The 15,636-nt window shown below is 43.0% G+C and carries 15 protein-coding genes and 1 pseudogene; 7 read left to right on the forward strand and 9 right to left on the reverse strand.

The features are described from left to right. A partial coding sequence (locus tag ACE1AQ_RS23275; protein ID WP_374809309.1) for a WD40 repeat domain-containing protein occupies positions 1-505 on the forward strand: 505 nt, incomplete at its 5' end. 67 nt (positions 506-572) lie between these two features. Then, a complete protein-coding gene (locus ACE1AQ_RS23280; RefSeq protein WP_079209040.1) occupies positions 573-767 on the forward strand; it encodes a hypothetical protein in 195 nt (64 codons plus the stop codon). A 69-nt stretch (positions 768-836) separates the two neighbouring features. Here ACE1AQ_RS23280 and ACE1AQ_RS23285 read toward each other — a convergent pair. The 4 genes and pseudogenes from ACE1AQ_RS23285 to ACE1AQ_RS23300 form a co-directional block, all read right to left on the reverse strand. Beyond that, positions 837-1,262 (reverse strand): annotated as a pseudogene (locus ACE1AQ_RS23285) (PIN domain-containing protein). Next, positions 1,249-1,449: a hypothetical protein gene (locus tag ACE1AQ_RS23290; RefSeq protein ID WP_110545924.1), complete on the reverse strand. Its 201-nt coding sequence runs from the start codon at positions 1,447-1,449 to the stop codon at positions 1,249-1,251. The pseudogene ACE1AQ_RS23285 and the gene ACE1AQ_RS23290 overlap by 14 nt, the downstream one beginning before the upstream one ends. Positions 1,450-1,778: 329 nt before the next feature. Beyond that, on the reverse strand, positions 1,779-2,210 hold the full coding sequence (locus ACE1AQ_RS23295; RefSeq protein ID WP_002803895.1) for a type II toxin-antitoxin system VapC family toxin: 432 nt from the start codon (positions 2,208-2,210) through the stop codon (positions 1,779-1,781). Positions 2,211-2,218: 8 nt separating this feature from the next. Further along, the gene (locus ACE1AQ_RS23300; RefSeq protein ID WP_008205084.1) at positions 2,219-2,470 is read right to left on the reverse strand and encodes a hypothetical protein; all 252 of its coding nucleotides are present in this window, start codon (positions 2,468-2,470) and stop codon (positions 2,219-2,221) included. Between the two features lie 500 nt (positions 2,471-2,970). Between ACE1AQ_RS23300 and ACE1AQ_RS23305 the strand changes: the two genes are divergently transcribed. The 3 genes from ACE1AQ_RS23305 to ACE1AQ_RS23315 are packed head-to-tail and all read left to right on the forward strand — an operon-like array spanning position 2,971 to position 5,362. After that, positions 2,971-3,717 (forward strand): pseudouridine synthase, encoded by a 747-nt coding sequence (locus ACE1AQ_RS23305; RefSeq protein ID WP_106908428.1) that lies wholly within the window; start codon positions 2,971-2,973, stop codon positions 3,715-3,717. Between the two features lie 26 nt (positions 3,718-3,743). Next, a complete protein-coding gene (locus tag ACE1AQ_RS23310; protein ID WP_106908429.1) occupies positions 3,744-4,505 on the forward strand; it encodes a RodZ domain-containing protein in 762 nt (253 codons plus the stop codon). An 8-nt stretch (positions 4,506-4,513) separates the two neighbouring features. After that, positions 4,514-5,362 (forward strand): hypothetical protein, encoded by an 849-nt coding sequence (locus ACE1AQ_RS23315; RefSeq protein ID WP_008205090.1) that lies wholly within the window; start codon positions 4,514-4,516, stop codon positions 5,360-5,362. Between the two features lie 207 nt (positions 5,363-5,569). Here the strand turns inward: ACE1AQ_RS23315 and ACE1AQ_RS23320 are convergent, their stop codons facing one another. From ACE1AQ_RS23320 to ACE1AQ_RS23335, 4 genes are all read right to left on the reverse strand, one after another. Next, a complete protein-coding gene (locus tag ACE1AQ_RS23320) occupies positions 5,570-6,562 on the reverse strand; it encodes an aldo/keto reductase (RefSeq protein WP_008205092.1) in 993 nt (330 codons plus the stop codon). Positions 6,563-6,707: 145 nt separating this feature from the next. Next, positions 6,708-9,773, reverse strand: a complete 3,066-nt coding sequence (locus ACE1AQ_RS23325; RefSeq protein ID WP_110545923.1) for an efflux RND transporter permease subunit — start codon at positions 9,771-9,773, stop codon at positions 6,708-6,710. Positions 9,774-9,820: 47 nt separating this feature from the next. Beyond that, entirely contained in the window at positions 9,821-10,198 is a 378-nt protein-coding gene (locus ACE1AQ_RS23330) for a four helix bundle protein (RefSeq protein ID WP_008205096.1), read from the reverse strand. A gap of 75 nt (positions 10,199-10,273) precedes the next feature. Further along, on the reverse strand, positions 10,274-11,734 hold the full coding sequence (locus tag ACE1AQ_RS23335; RefSeq protein ID WP_110545922.1) for an efflux RND transporter periplasmic adaptor subunit: 1,461 nt from the start codon (positions 11,732-11,734) through the stop codon (positions 10,274-10,276). 284 nt (positions 11,735-12,018) lie between these two features. Here ACE1AQ_RS23335 and ACE1AQ_RS23340 point away from each other — a divergent pair, with 284 nt between their 5' ends. Both ACE1AQ_RS23340 and moaA read left to right on the forward strand, forming a co-directional pair. After that, entirely contained in the window at positions 12,019-13,446 is a 1,428-nt protein-coding gene (locus tag ACE1AQ_RS23340) for an SUMF1/EgtB/PvdO family nonheme iron enzyme (protein ID WP_110545921.1), read from the forward strand. 777 nt (positions 13,447-14,223) lie between these two features. Then, entirely contained in the window at positions 14,224-15,219 is a 996-nt protein-coding gene (gene moaA, locus ACE1AQ_RS23345; RefSeq protein WP_008205102.1) for a GTP 3',8-cyclase MoaA, read from the forward strand. Between the two features lie 4 nt (positions 15,220-15,223). Here moaA and ACE1AQ_RS23350 read toward each other — a convergent pair whose 3' ends face one another. Further along, complete coding sequence (locus ACE1AQ_RS23350) at positions 15,224-15,409, reverse strand: PCP reductase family protein (protein ID WP_002771508.1); 186 nt, start codon at positions 15,407-15,409, stop codon at positions 15,224-15,226. Positions 15,410-15,636 lie beyond the last annotated feature (227 nt).

The following is a 15,636-nucleotide window of genomic DNA, read 5'->3' on the forward strand; positions in this document are numbered from 1 at the left end:
AACAGGACAAGAAATCCACACCCTCCATGGGCATGATGACCGTGTCAGAAGCGTTAATTTTAGTCCCGACGGCAAGACTTTGGTGAGCGGTAGTGTTGACAAGACTATCAAACTCTGGAATGTAGAAACAGGCCAAGAAATCCGCACCCTCAAGGGGCATGATGGCTATGTCTCAAGCGTTAATTTTAGTCCCGACGGCAAGACTTTGGTGAGCGGTAGTGATGACAAAACTATCAAACTCTGGGATGTAAAAACAGGACAAGAAATCCACACCCTCCATGGGCATGATGACCGTGTCAGAAGCGTTAATTTTAGTCCCGACGGCAAGACTTTGGTGAGCGGTAGTTGGGACAACACTATCAAACTCTGGAATCTTGGGACAGACTGGGGTTTAAGTGATTTAATGGGGCGTAGTTGCGATTGGGTGCGGGCTTATTTGCAGAATAATATTAATGTCAGGGAGGAAGATAGACATTTGTGTGATGGCATTGGTACAAAGAATTAATTGTCAGCTAAGTTAGTTCTGGTTAAGAAGATTTGGTCATGACTTCTACTATTTATCTGTTAAAAAAATGACAGGAGATACTTTATATATAAGCACTCAGGTTTTACCCGGTAATAAGATTGAAATTGCCACCCCTGAATTAAATGTGGGTGAGGTGTTTGAAGTTTTAATACTTGCCAAAACTCCTCAAGATAATAATGAATCTGATCCGTTAATAGGTTTATTTAAAATTTCCCCCAGAGGAATATTTAGCAATGATTAAACTAGCTGCATTGGTACGAATATCACCTAGTTAATGCTAAATTTATCATCATTAACCAGTAAAATAATTTTATTGCTTAAAGGGATTAATAATAGTGAATTTTTTATTAATAGTTAAACCATCCTGCATATCTTCTGAATACAAAATATTTGCATCAGAAAATAAAGCGCAAGCAATCACCAAACTATCCCAAAATGATAGATGATATTGAGTTCTCAGATTAGATGCAGATTCAAAAATATCAAGATTAAATGATATAACTTGATATTTTCAAAAGGAAATAATTAATTTAAACAGTTGTTTTTCATCAAGCTTATGCTTTTTAAGTAAATTACAAGAAACCTCATTAATTATTTGGGTACTGATAATGATGGACTTTTCTTTAATTAATTGTTTTGCCAATATTCTTTTAGTTTCTTCTTTTTTATCAGTGGAAAAAGCATAAAGCCAAATATTAGAATCAACAAAACAACTATGATTTTTAAGTTCTGTCATAAATTTCTTCTCGTTTCATAAATTCTAAATTATCAACCTCTATAGGATTTTCCAATAGGTATTCAATCATATCAATTTCAGTTTCACTTTTACTGAGTTGATTTTGAGCTTTAAATGCAGCAATAAGTACCTGTATCTGCTGAATTTGTTCAGATTTAAGTCCAGTTACATTAATATTTTTAATCATGGCTACATTGGAATAATTTTTACTTTAATTATACTAATTACACCCTATCACAATAATGCTCTTACTTTTTTACATCTTTGACTAAAATTATCGGTGTTTATGAAGAGTTATTATAGCCTAGTCTTTGAATTATAACAAAGAGAGGCAAACTCCGTCACTTACGTCCCCAATTCATCATCAATCAAAGTTTACCGCTTGGATAACCGAGAAATAACCCGTTTAAAGTCATATCCCCCCGTAAGCAAAACTAGCTCGACTTTTGTGCTTTTCTAAGCATACTGCCTAGTCAGGTTAAATAAAACTAAAGCTATTGAGAGAGAAATAAAAATCTACACTTCAACCAAATGAACCCAACTTAGAGAAGATTTAACGCTGTTAAATAAGCGTTTATCGCTAGTGTATAAATTTGCTTGAAATCGTTGAGCTAATACTAGATAATGGGCATCATAAGTAGCAGGAAGATTCAAGGTTTGCGAAATTTCTATTGCTTGGTAATGGAGGTAATGATCTCCATGAAACTGAATAGGTAAATCTAAGACTTCTGTAAGGAGGGTTTGCGCTTCCGTCTCCAAAATTTGACCAGCTTTTTTCAGACGATAAAATACGTTAGTGACTTCGTAACATAATAAAGTTGGTGCAATCACTAAATTTTCCTCGGTCATCCATTTTTGCCAGAGTTGACTGTACATTGTTACAGAAGGTTCAACCGTTGTTAAACGAACTATAAAACTAGAATCAACACAGATAAATGTATTAGTCATTATTTTCTCTATTCACTCACAATTTCTTCCATCAATTGCCGATCTCTTTCTTCTCTCATTTGATGAATAATTTCAGTAACATCGGTTTTAAATGGTTTTCCCTGACGACGTTCATAAATGGCTTTTCGAGTTGCGTCAATTCGTTCTAATGCAATTTCCCAAGAGGGGTGATCTTTGAGTTTTTTTCCTAACAATTCTTGTTCTTCTAGGGACAAGGATTTAATTGCATTAACTAGAGATTCCACGAGTTGAATATTCATTTTTTTACATCTTTGACTAAAATTATCGGTGTTTATGAAGAGTTATTATAGCCTAGCCTTTGAATTATAACAAAGAGACGCAAACTCCGTCGCTTACGTCCCCAATTTATCATCAATCAAAGTTTACCGCTTGGATAACCGAGAAATAACCCGTTTAAAGTCATATCCCCCCGTAAAAAAAATTAGCCCGACTTTTTTAACAATTGTCGGCAAAATTTTGCTTGCTTTTTTCACGGCTTTTTGCCATAATATTTTTATAAGACTTTATATATAATCGAGTGGTGGAGTCCAAAGAAAAAGGCATAGATTCCCATTGTAAGAAAAGTATAACCGAAGCCGCCGCCCAAGTCAAGGGATTACTCCTTTTTTTTGAGAAGTTTTCCAAGAAAAAAAATCAAAGAGGCAGCCGGAGATATTCGGTTTTTCTTCACTTTTTGGGCGAAAAAACCCTTTTAGGATGCCTATAATAGGAGATAGAAAGGGTTAAAAACTAAAAAAAAATGGCGGAGAGAGTCCAGAAAATCCTTGCCCAGTGGGGAATTGCCTCCCGAAGAAGGGCGGAGGAGATGATCGTAGCCGGCCGGGTGAGACGGAATGGCAAAATCGTGCAGTTAGGAGAAAAAGCCGACCCCGAAAAAGATCACCTAGAAATAGACGGAAAAAAAATTGAACCGGCCAATCGTCCCCAAAGATTGTATATACTGATCAACAAACCCATTGGCGTGGTTTCTACCTGTAAGGATCCACAAAACCGGCCGACAGTAATCGACCTTTTGCCCGACTCCCTCGCTGGCGGGACTGGGTTACATCCCGTAGGCAGGTTGGACATCAACACCACTGGGGCTTTACTCCTCACCAACGACGGTCAACTGACCCTCACCCTCACCCATCCCCGTTATCATTTGCCCAAAACCTATCGGGTTTGGCTAGATGGTGCCATTGATAGACTTGCTCTCCAGCGTTGGCGAGAAGGTATCCTCTTAGAGGGAAAAAAAACCTTACCCGCACAGGTTGAGATCCTCAAGCAAACCGACCAAAAAACCCTACTAGAAGTTATTTTAGTGGAGGGAAGAAATCGGCAGATTCGCTCTGTAGCGGAAGAATTGGGCCATCGCGTCCTGAAACTTCATCGCAGTGCCATCGGTCGTATTCAACTAAACTCTGGTAATAATTCCCCCTTACCCTTGGGTGATTACCGTTTTTTAACCCTTGATGAACTGAAATATTTAAAGAACCAGATTAACTAAGCTGAAAGTCAGCCCCTAATAGCGATATGTTTCGCCTTCTCCAATCACAACTTGATCCCCAGCATAAACAGCGAACCAAATTACTGGAAATCGGCGTTTATTTGCAAAAAAATCGCCTAGAACAGTCCCTTTCTCTCGAGGACATTGCCCAGAAAACCCTAATCCCGCGCCATCGCCTAGAAGCACTGGAAGCGGGGGATTTGGAGGCATTGCCCGAACCGATTTATATTCGTTGGTTAATCAAACAATTTGCTGATAGTCTGTCCCTGGATGGTGAGACGATTAGCCGGCGTTTTCCCACCAAGGTCAATAACTTTTTTAGGGGAACAAAACCCTCTTTATCGCTGCCAAGTCTTCAAATTCGCCCGATTCATCTCTATTTTCTCTATTTAATCTTAGTTATTGGTTCCGTACAAACCCTATCCCACGTCCTGCAAAAATCGGTACTGCAATCGAATCGCTTACCGCCGCCTTCCTTGCCACAACAGCAAATTGTCCAACGGAAAAGCAATCCCCTTCAACCGGTAGCCAACAAAACCAGTAATAATCAGCAGCTGGTGGTGGGGGTAAAACTGGAGGATGACTGCTGGCTGCGGGTGGTGGTGGATGGGAAGACAGAATTTGAGGGTGTGCTGCCCCAGGGAACCCATCGCACTTGGCAAGCAAACCGAGAATTAACCGTGAGAGCGGGTAATGCCGGCGGGGTTTACGTTGCCGTTAATAATGCCAATGCTAAACAACTGGGGCAACTGGGCAAAGTCGGGGAAGTCACCTACCGGGCAAATTGAGCTAATTTATGCAAAAGGTCTTTTCACCCCTCGATCGCCTTCAGGGAGGGTTAATCGGGGCATATATTGGGGAATCCTTGCATAATCAACCCCTAATACCAGCCTTTAACTATGAGGCTACACCGAGGACGACCCTGCTTTTGCAAGCTCTGCAATCTCAGGAGGATTTTTCACTTGCGATCGCAGCTAAGGATCGGTCGGAATCGGCGTTATTATTTGTGCTGTTGCCGGAGATTTTAACCTGGCCTGACCATGGGGAACGTTGGCAAGCTAGATTAAATTTTTGGCTGAAAAAGGGCTTAATTTCCCAGTTAACCCGACAAGAAGCGATAATTTGGGGAGAGGCAGTGGGTCTGTTATTACAGGGAAAAAGGCCTTTAAATCAGTTAATCGGGCAATTACTAACTATTAACCCCAAGAATAAGCTATTAGAGCAGATTCAGTCAGCTTTAAGGCAAAATCGTCCCCTAGAGTCCACTTTATCGACTTGGGTGCAAGATAGCTCACCTTTAGGAATTGCGATCGCAGTTTCTCTCTATACCTTTCTGCAAACGAGCGAGGATTTCGCCGTGAGCGTGCGTCGTGCTAATTTTAGTCCCTATCAACGGCAATTAACCACCACTTTAGCGGGAATTTGGGCGGGATTGTACAACGGTATCGAGGGGATTCCCCTAGCTTGGCGGCAAAATTTGCCGAAAGAGCCAGTTAAACAGCAATTAATGGATAAAGCTGGGGAAATCTATCGAATTTCCCTGGGGATATCTCCTCATCTTGTCCTATCTCCTCACACTGCCGTCGCTTATGGGGGAACAATCCAACCCCGTCCTAGCTTAAAATTGGTCTCTCAAGATAAGTAGGGTTTGCTGAATAAATCTAAAAACCTTGTTGGACAATATCTTTAGGCTTTTTTGACCTCAAAAATTGCCAGTTCTTCGAGTAATCGGGGGGAAATTGGCTCTCTTATTCTTTGTCTGATCAGTTTAACTTATAAGCGATCAATCTTTGTGTCCTTTGTGTCTTTGTGGTTCGTTCCACACCCCACCAACAAGCTTTTTCAGCCAACCCTACTTAGTTTGAAAGATATTTTGTACCATTTTTTTATCTAAACTTGCGGCAATTTTATCTAATTCTGCTATTTCTCCACTGTCTAAACTCCATCCTAAAGCGCCTAAATTATCCTCAGCTTGCCGAACATTTTTAGCTCCGGGGATAGGAATTGTTCCCTTACAAATACACCAATTTAAGGCAACTTGGCTAATAGTTTTATCTTTAGCTTGGGCGATAACTTCTAGACAACTTATCAGAGGCGAAATAGCGGGAATTAATTGACCAAAAAGGAAGCGACGTAATCCAGGGGGTAAGTTTTTATTATCTCGATATTTCCCCGTTAATAACCCCAAAGCTAAGGGACTATAGGCAATAATTTTAATACCAAATTGATCACATAGTTCCTTTAATCCTAAGTCAGTGAGAGGATAAGTAGAAAGGAGAGAATACTGTACCTGTAAACTGGTGATAGGAATGCCGCGACTGGCAAACTTTTGATAGGCAGACTTCAATCTTTTCGGTCCAAAATTGGATAAACCGACCCCTTTAACTAACCCCTTTTCCAAACAATCCCCCAATCCGTCTAATAATCCTCCCTCCTGCCATGGCGCATAATTGCCCGTTGACCAGTGCATTTGCACTAAATCCACTGGGCGGCCTAATCTGGTTGCCGAAGCTTGACAAGCTTTCACCATGGCATGACGGGTTAAACGCCAAGGATAGGGAGCGATTTTGGTAGCAATACGGATATGATCAGCGTTATAACCGCTATATTCCCCTGTAAAGCGTCCTAATAGCTTCTCACTCTGTCCGTTGAGTTTGCCTGTGCCGTAGGAGTCTCCCGTATCAAATAGGGTGACACCCCGCTCGACGCAGAGATTAAAAACCCCTTGTAACTGGCTATCCATACTCTCATCGTAACCCCAGAGAAGACGATTTCCCCAGGCCCAAGTACCGCAGCCCATGGGGGGAAGAGATAGAGTTTTATCTGTGACTGTCAAGGGATTCATGGGTAAGTTTCTCTGGGTTTTTTCTCAAGCTTTCAGAGAGATATTTTACTACTAAATCTGGTTATTAAAGACTGATTATTTATTCCCCTTTTTGCACGAGTGCATGAGTAGAAAACGGTTTTCTCGGAGAAACCCGTTTTCTGTACTAAATCGACTTGGGTTTTTGTTTAACAAACAATCCCCGCAACCAATAGTAAAAACTATCGATATAAGTAAAGATTACCGGCACAACCACCAAAGTTAATAGGGTGGAAGTGGTAAAACCACCAATAACGGCAATCGCCATCGGTGCGCGAATTTCCCCATCTGCACCTAAAGCTAAAGCAATCGGTAACATCCCGGCAACTGTGGAAACGGAGGTCATAATAATTGGTCGTAAACGAGAGACTCCCGAATCAATCATCGCCTTAAATTGCGGTTTCCCTGACTCAATGCCACTCAGGGCAAAATCTACCAACAGAATCGCATTTTTAGTGACTAACCCCATCAGTAAAACTATGCCAATTAAAGCGTATAAACCTAACTCTTTTTGGGTAATTAAAAGAGCGATTAAAGTACCACCAATCGATAAAGGAAGGGAAGTTAGAATCGCTAGGGGATAGAGAAAATTGTTATACAACAATACCAGAATCCCATAGATAGAAATAATTGCTAAACTTAACGCCCCCAAAAAACGAGCGAAGATATCGCGCATAATACGAGCATCACCAAAGGGTTCTTCTGTCACCTCTGGGGGTAAGTTTTTCATGATTGGTAAAGTGCGAATTTGTGTCACCGCACTTCCCAAAGAAACTCCCTCTAAATTAGCTCCAATATTAACCTGACGTTGACGGTTAAAGCGTTGAATTTCCGCAGGTCCACTACCTAAGCTAATTGTCGCCACCGAGTTAAGCGGTACTAACGTCCCATTACTGCTAGGAACCCGCAAATTTTGCAGAGTTTCTATCTCACTGCGTCCATCGTTGGCAATTTTTACCCGGATGGGAATTTGTCGGTCAGCAAGGTTAAATTTAGCTAAATTAAACTCATTATCGCCGATTAAAGCTAAAGACGCAGTACGGGCGATCACTCTGACCGAGACTCCCTGATCAGCAGCCCGGACGGGATCCGGTTGAATAATAATCTCCGGTTTAACTAAACTTACCCCGGAACTTACCTCGACAAAACCGGGTAAAGCCCGCATTTCTCGCTCTAATTTTTGGGCAGTTTGGGTTAAAATATCGCCATTTTCACTTTTTAAAATAATAGCGACATCCTTAGTGCTTCCTGCTCCCCCCTGCGCACGAAAACTAACTCTAGCACCAGGTATCTTCTGGAAATCCCGGCGGGTTTGTTCCTCAAATTGCCGTTGAGTTAGCGATCGCTGTTCCTTAGGAACTAAATTAACATATATTAACCCGGTATTTACCCGTCCTGAATCTCCCGGAATAGCCAAAACATTAGCGACGGCGGGATTTTTTTGCAGTAAACTATTCACCTGATTGGCCACGGCAACAGTATCATTCAAAGTCGCACCGGGAGGCAATTCTATGCTGATCGTACTTAATCCAGTATCCCCAGAACTAAATAACCCTTTTGGAATCAAGGGAACTAACTGTAAACTACCGATAAAAAAGGCCAAAGCCGCCAATAAAGTCAGGATTCGATGACGTAAAGCCCAGGTTAACAAACTTTTGTAGGGACGAAAACGGGGGCGCGAGGAGGGATTATTATCACCAGTTTTGAGCTTTTTCGGCTGTAGAATATAGGCACTTAACATCGGGGTGACGGTGACAGCGATCAAACTGGAAAATAGGGTAGAAACCGCCACCGTAACGCCGAAAGGTTGAAAGAATTGCCCTGGCACACCGCCCATAAAAGCAACCGGCAGGAATACCGCCATAATTGCCGCCGCACTGGCTAAAACAGCTAATCCAATCTCTTTTGAGGCATCAAAGGCCGCTTGCAGGGGTTTTTTACCCATAGCTAAATGTTGATCGATGTCCTCCACCATACACACCGCATCATCGACCAGATTACCCAAAGCTAAAGCTAACGCCAGCAGGGTCATACCGTTAAGGGTATAATTTAGGGACTGCATCACCCAAAAAGTCGGGAAAATGGACAAAGGCAGGGCCAAACCCGTGATAATCGTGGCGCGCCAATTGCCTAAAAATAGACCCACCGTGATCACCGTCATCATACAACCAATCAGGAGATCGCTAAGAAGGCTTTCGTAACTAGCACGAATTGAGTCAGCACGGGTAAAAATTAATTGAAATTTAATATCTTCGGGCAGTTTTTTCTTTAAATTCTCGATTTCTTGGCGTACTGCTGTTTCTACCGTCACCAAGGTGCTGCCAGTCCCCCGTAGAATCGAAAAACCCACCACTGGCTGCCCATCTAAAAGGGCCATTTGTCGGGGATCACTGGAACTATCGCTAACTGTCCCTAAATTGCTTAAGGGGACGCTATCACCGTTAGGTAAAGAGATTTGATAATTTCTCAAATCTTCGATCGTTTCAGCGCTGCCGAGGGTGCGGACAGTTTGTTCACTGCCGGCGATTTCCGAGCGCCCTCCGGGTAAATTAATATTAAAACTGCGGATTTGCTCATTAACCGCCGTGGCCGTGATACCGTAGGCGATCAGACGGCCGGGATCTAAATCTACACGCACTTCTCGATCGACTCCCCCAACGCGATCGACTCGTGCTACCCCCGGCACTCCCGTTAAAGCGCGGCCAATTTGACGATCAACTAGATCACTTAATTCGGCGATCGATCTTTTCGGGGAGGAGATGGTATAGTTCATCACCGCACCCCCAGCAAATTCTAAACGTTGGACAATTGGATCATTAGTATCTTGGGGTAAATCCTGCCGAATTTGCGCTATGGCATTGCGTACATCATTGGTAGCGCGATCGCTGTTAGTGCCAAGGATAAAGTTAACGGTGGTGGTGCTGCTGCCTTCGTTAATGGTAGAAGTAATTTGATCGATATTACCCAAAGCAGCCACCGCATCCTCGACTTTTTTGGTGACTTGGGTTTCCAATTCCTCTGGACCTGCACCGGGTTGATTAACGGTGATAATCACGGCCGGAATGTCAATATTAGGAGAGCGATCAATCCCTAATCCTAGAAAGGCAATGTATCCCATTAAGGCCATAACCAGGGAGATCAGGATCGTCGGAATGGGATTTTTGATAGACCAATTAGAAATATTAAAAGCCATAATTTCAGTTATCAGTTATCAGTTATCAGTTATCAGTGGGTAAGTTATCAGTTATCAGTTTTTGGTTTTTGGTTTTTGGTATTTTCTTGGCAGGTTTTTAGAATAGCCCAAAGCATTTTACCAATTTCCTCCGCATCATCATTGATACTTTGAAAGGCTCTTTCCTCTATGTAATTCGTGTCTTTCAATAGAGACAGCCAATACTTTGTTTCTAGACATTCCTTATAAGCTATTGACATTTTAGCTCGAAAATCAGCTTGAGAAATAGCTCCATTAGCCTCGGCAATGTTAGCCCCGATTGAAGTGCCACTCCTTAATAGCTGTTTTGACAAAACATATTCTTGTTTAGTCTCACACAAATATTTATAGCCTTTAACAATCCTAATGGCAAATTTATAAGCTTTATCATAAACTTTACTCTCCATCCGTTTGCCCCGCTACCGATCACTGATTACTGATTACTGATTACTGTTTACTGTTTACTGATCACTGATTACTGATTACTGATCGCTGATTGCTGTAATTTTGTCGCCATCACCGAGATAGGCTGCCCCTTTGACCACAATGCGATCGCCCGCTTGTAAACCGGTGAGAATTTCCACGCGGTTATTGGGCATAATTTGACCTAATTGCACAGTTTTGGCGGTAACAGTGTTATCAGGTTCCACTAAATAAACTAGAGCTTGATTATCTTTTTGGGGTAAAACTGCGGTCATGGGGACAGTTAAACTATTGCTAGTATTCGTTACGATCGCACCTCGTAAAAACATCCCCGGTTTTAACCCTGTATTGTCAGTTAAATCGACTTTAACCGTTGCTTGACGGGATGCCTCATCGACGATGGGATTAATTTCGCGCACCTGTCCCGATAATTTTAAACTGCTATTAGCATCGGAAGTGATAGTAACGGGCGCTCCGACGCGGATTAAGGGCAATTGATTCTCAGGAACCCGCAATCTTAGCTCTAAACGGCCGTTTTCGATGATTTTAAAGAGAGCATTTTGACCGTTGGTGGTATCCCCGATGCGGCCATTTCTTTCGGCAATTTTGCCACTAACCGGAGAAATCAGGCGCGTCTCGTTTAATTGGGCTTTAACAATGGCTAAACGGCTTTGAGCTTCCGCTAATTGGGCTGTAGCTTGGGCGATCACCTCGGGACGATTGCCAGCTTGCAATTGTGCCAGTTGCTGCTCTGCTTCTCCTAAACGAGATTGGGTCTGTTGTACGATCGCCGCTTTGTTTCTTTCTTCGTTGAGGACTTCATCGAGACGATCCCGGGCGATCGCTCCTTCCGCTTCTAAACTTTGGTTTCTCTGGACGCGTTTTTTGGCCAAATCCCAATCCGATTGAGCTTGACTAATTTCGGCTTTTATGCGTTGAATAGTTTGTTTAGCTCTAGCGATCTCCTCTTTACGGCTACCCGCTTGCAATTCTGCCAAACGCGATCGGGATTGGGCGACATTAGCCTGTGCTTGGGTTAATTGCGCTTGTAGGACGGTATCATCGAGACGAGCCAAAATTTGACCTTGGCTAACGATATCACCCTCATCGACAAAGATTTCTTTGATTTGTAGTCCCGTCGCTTGGGAAAGAATCGGGATTAATTCATCGGCTGCCACGCTTCCAGTCGCTTTCAGGGTGCGGGCCACGGGAGTAAATTCTACCCTAGTGGTGGTTACTGTTTGTGCCGGTGCCTCATTTTTTGCCGCTACGGGCTGAGTATTGGGGTTTTGGGCTGTTTGGGGTCGATTAGCGAAACGAGTCGCCCCTAGGGTCAATAAAACCCCCAATCCCACACCGATAAATAAACCCTTTCTTCCCGATAGCCAAGAGTTGGTTTTTGTCGGTTTTGGCGAGTATTCGGGTTCCTCTGGCTCAATTTCGGGATTAAATGCGATAACTTCGGGAACTAGCGAATTATCGGCTGAATGCTGGTTATTTTCTAGGGTATCTGGCCGCACGGTCTGCCCTCTCGGTAGATTCTGGATAAAATGTTAAGTTTTGTATCCATTTATAATCTAACGGAAAAAGGTCACGGGTGGGGAAAGTGAGAAAGTGGACTTGCTGTAAAAATCCCAAATTGTCGTGGTTGGTGAGGAGACAGGAGATAGGAGACTCCGAGACAGGAGACAGGAGACAGTAGGCAGGAGAATTAAGAATGAGTAATAATCAATTAAATGGTTTATTTAGAGATTTTATGCCAGTTAATCTGGCTCTCCCCTACTTGTGGTCATAAGAAAAAGTTATGAAAAAGTCAGAGATCCAAATTTTCTTGGCCCATGCCAGTGAGGACAAACCAGCAGTTTTGGCACTGTATGACCGCCTTAAGCAAGCGGGATATAAACCTTGGTTGGATAAAAAAGACCTGATTCCGGGGCAAATTTGGCGAGATGAAATTCCGAAAGCGATTAAAGCTAGTCAGATTTTTCTGGCCTGTCTGTCAGCGAAATCGGCTAATAAACAGGGATACATCCAACGGGAGTTGAGGATTGCACTTGATACCTTGGCACAGATGCTACCGGGGACAATTTTTGTTATTCCCATGAGGTTAGAAGAATGCGAAATTCCTGATCTGCGAATGTCAGAACTTGGCTTGAAGCTGCGCGATATTCACCGGCTTGATTATTGGGAAGAAGACGGATTTGAGCAACTAGAAAGAGCAATTGGCTATCAGTTCAAGCTTGAACCGGAAGAGCCAAAACAACTGTTATCAGTATTTAACTTTGAGGTGGTGGGAGTAAATGCGAAGGGTGAGCAAATTAGAAAAGAGTCGAAACAGTCCCAATATTTCAGGGAAGATCTGGGCAAAGGCATCACCTTAGAAATGGTCGCCATTCCGGGGGGAACTTTCCTGATGGGAACAGAAGATGAGGAAATCGAAAGACTGGTTAAAAAATTTAATTGGGAAGGATTTAGAAGGGAAAGACCACAACATGAAGTAACTGTCCCACCCTTCTTTATGGGTAAATACCCCATCACCCAGGCCCAGTGGAAAGCGATCGCCTCTCGCACGGATTTAAAAGTTAAACAAGACCTTGATTTCAACCCAGCCTATTTTAAAGATCCCCCCAAACCCCCCTTAAAAAGGAGGGCTTCCGATTCCCCCCCTTTTGAAGGGGGGGCTAGGGGGGGATCGCCCACGCACTGGGATAGACCCGTGGAACAAGTCAACTGGTACGATGCGATCGAGTTCTGTGCGAGATTATCAAAACTAACGGTTCGGGAATACCGACTACCGAGTGAAGCGGAATGGGAATACGCTTGTCGTGCTGGAACCACCACCCCGTTTTACTTTGGGGAAACCATTACGGGGGAATTGGCTAACTACAATGCCAGTAATACCTACGCCGATGAACCGAACGGAGAATATCGAAACGAAACAACTCCCGTGGGACAATTTCCCCCAAACGCCTTTGGACTGTACGATATGCACGGCAATGTCCGGGAGTGGTGCGCCGATACTTGGCACGATAACTATGACGGTGCGCCGACGGATGGCAGTGCTTGGATAGAAAATGGTAATGATAATCGTTCTCCTCTGCGGGGCGGTTCCTGGGGCTACAATCCTACTTACTGCCGTTCCGCGATTCGCTACGACTACTACTTCCGCCGCGTCAACCGCATCAACAATTACGGTTTTCGGGTAGTCTGCGTATTCGGGAGAACTCTCTAACCCTTTTTCCTTTTTCCCCTTTTACCCTCATTCCCTATTTTTTCTTTTTTCTTTTCTTTCCCGCCCTTAGGCGGGTCGATTTTGTAGGGGCGAACTGTGGTCAGTGAGTTTATCGAACTGCGTTCGCCCACCGGCAATAATCGGGTTAATCACGGGATTGGGGTTTTTTGGGGTTTTTTGGTGGGGGTTGGGCGCACGCGGTCATTGGTGTCAACTTAAGCAAGAAGCTTAATTATAAAAAGTAGCTGATTATCCAAGAGGAAGGAAGTAAAAAATGGTATAATTAATAAGTTTTTCGTTAATTGGTATAGTTTGATCAGGTGGCATAAATCGACTAAATTCTTATCTGGCAAAAGACTTAATTGATTAGTTCGTTCTGGAAGAAAACAATTGACAAAAATCGTCGAATGTGTTTTTTTATAATGGTTTCATCTCTTATAACCCCGTCCATTGCATAACACAAACCGAAGAACTGGGACTATTTCCTTAAGTTAACACCAATGATCGCGTGCGCCCAAATGTAATATAGATATTTCGACCAAATTGAGAGCCATGCTGCCAACTTTTGTTAGCCGACCTTTTTAGTTAAGTACAATCAAGAAAAATTGTCAAATTTCCCAATCGTTATTTGCCCTTGCCATTGACCAAATCTATTGTCATCATAGACTAAAATCTAGATGTAGCCGTGGTTTTCTGGAAACTTAGCCCGATGTCTAGATATCGATCGAGCCAGAATTGTTATGATAAATTCATGAAGTTTTATAACAGTATTTCCCCGTGAACAGGAACCAAATCGACTATCTCAGGATTAGTTTAATCGATCGCTGTAACTTTCGCTGTCAGTATTGTCTGCCTGAAGATGCAGAATTGGCCTATGTTCGACCGCAAGAATTACTCACCCGGGAGGAAATTCTTACTTTAGTCAAAAATGTCTTTATTCCCCTCGGTTTCCGCAAATTTCGCCTTACTGGTGGGGAACCTCTCTTACATCCTGAAGTAGTGGAGATTGTGCGCGATATCGCCTCTTTATCTGCTACTAGCGATTTAGCCTTGACTACTAATGGCTATTTACTTGACAATTTAGCCGAAATGTTGTATGAAGCCGGACTAAGACGGATTAATATCAGTTTAGACTCTCTCGACCCCGACACTTTCGATAAAATTATCGGTAATCGCGGCCGGAGTCGTTGGCAAAAAACTTGGGCAGGTATTCAAGCGGCCCAGAGAGTGGGTTTTGACCCCTTAAAATTAAATGTGGTGGTGATTCCGGGGATAAATGAGGCAGAAGTGGAAGATTTAGCGGCTTTGACCATCGAGAAGCGTTGGCACGTCCGTTTTATCGAGTTTATGCCTATCGGTAACGGTGATTTATTTCAAGAAAAAGCTTGGATTGCCAACGAGGAATTAAGGGGGCGAATTCGGGCAAAATGGGGCTTAAATGAGGGTCAAGTGCGGGGAAATGGTCCTGCCGATGTTTTTCAAATTCCGGGGGCTAAGGGTACAATTGGCTTTATTAGTCAGATGTCGGAGTGTTTTTGCGATCGCTGTAACCGACTACGTCTCTCGGCCGATGGTTGGTTGCGTCCCTGTCTCCTCAACGAAACCGGACAAATTGACCTAAAAACTGCCCTCCGTCAAGGAATTTCGCCAGCAGAAATCAGGGAAAGAGTGCGGGAATTAATAGAACTGAAGGCAGAAATCAACTTTAAACTGCGTGATTCTGGCACATCAAGCGGCATTTATACCCGTACTATGTCCCAAATTGGCGGCTAAAAATCTACTGTCCGAATTCTACTCTAGCCTGTTCCACCATTTCCACGGTAACTCGATCGGAACCAGCATGACGAGCTAATTCTTCTATCCTTTGACGCGCTTGGGAACGAACAAAATAGGGAATATTTTTTAGTTTTGCTTTTGCTTCTGCAGTCCATTGTAGTTGATCGGAAAAATCTAGAGCTTCCATAGATTTAACATATAGTAGTCCGTCTATTATACCAAAAAAGATTAGCTATTTTGAGATAATGAGTTTCTTGATAGCGACTCTTTTTGACCTTTCTTTTAATTTTAGGTTTCTGCTAGGTCGAAATTTACTCTTTGATATAAATCTTGAAAAGAAATCTGCCAATCCACCGACAGCAATTGTAAAACCGCATTTTCCCCCGTGACGAAATCAATTAACCATTGCTCATC

The organism is Microcystis sp. BLCC-F209 (genome assembly GCF_041928595.1).
Classification (GTDB): Bacteria; Cyanobacteriota; Cyanobacteriia; order Cyanobacteriales; family Microcystaceae; genus Microcystis.

What these genes read in the sequence shown, in the direction of transcription:
- ACE1AQ_RS23310 (WP_106908429.1), top strand. Translation starts at nt 3,744, where the DNA reads ATGTTTCGCCTTCTCCAATCACAACTTGATCCCCAGCATAAACAGCGA.
- ACE1AQ_RS23350 (WP_002771508.1), bottom strand. Translation starts at nt 15,409, where the DNA reads ATGGAAGCTCTAGATTTTTCCGATCAACTACAATGGACTGCAGAAGCA.
- ACE1AQ_RS23280 (WP_079209040.1), top strand. Translation starts at nt 573, where the DNA reads ATGACAGGAGATACTTTATATATAAGCACTCAGGTTTTACCCGGTAAT.
- ACE1AQ_RS23290 (WP_110545924.1), bottom strand. Translation starts at nt 1,449, where the DNA reads ATGATTAAAAATATTAATGTAACTGGACTTAAATCTGAACAAATTCAG.
- ACE1AQ_RS23340 (WP_110545921.1), top strand. Translation starts at nt 12,019, where the DNA reads ATGAAAAAGTCAGAGATCCAAATTTTCTTGGCCCATGCCAGTGAGGAC.
- ACE1AQ_RS23315 (WP_008205090.1), top strand. Translation starts at nt 4,514, where the DNA reads ATGCAAAAGGTCTTTTCACCCCTCGATCGCCTTCAGGGAGGGTTAATC.
- ACE1AQ_RS23325 (WP_110545923.1), bottom strand. Translation starts at nt 9,773, where the DNA reads ATGGCTTTTAATATTTCTAATTGGTCTATCAAAAATCCCATTCCGACG.
- ACE1AQ_RS23300 (WP_008205084.1), bottom strand. Translation starts at nt 2,470, where the DNA reads ATGAATATTCAACTCGTGGAATCTCTAGTTAATGCAATTAAATCCTTG.
- ACE1AQ_RS23295 (WP_002803895.1), bottom strand. Translation starts at nt 2,210, where the DNA reads ATGACTAATACATTTATCTGTGTTGATTCTAGTTTTATAGTTCGTTTA.
- ACE1AQ_RS23320 (WP_008205092.1), bottom strand. Translation starts at nt 6,562, where the DNA reads ATGAATCCCTTGACAGTCACAGATAAAACTCTATCTCTTCCCCCCATG.
- ACE1AQ_RS23330 (WP_008205096.1), bottom strand. Translation starts at nt 10,198, where the DNA reads ATGGAGAGTAAAGTTTATGATAAAGCTTATAAATTTGCCATTAGGATT.
- ACE1AQ_RS23305 (WP_106908428.1), top strand. Translation starts at nt 2,971, where the DNA reads ATGGCGGAGAGAGTCCAGAAAATCCTTGCCCAGTGGGGAATTGCCTCC.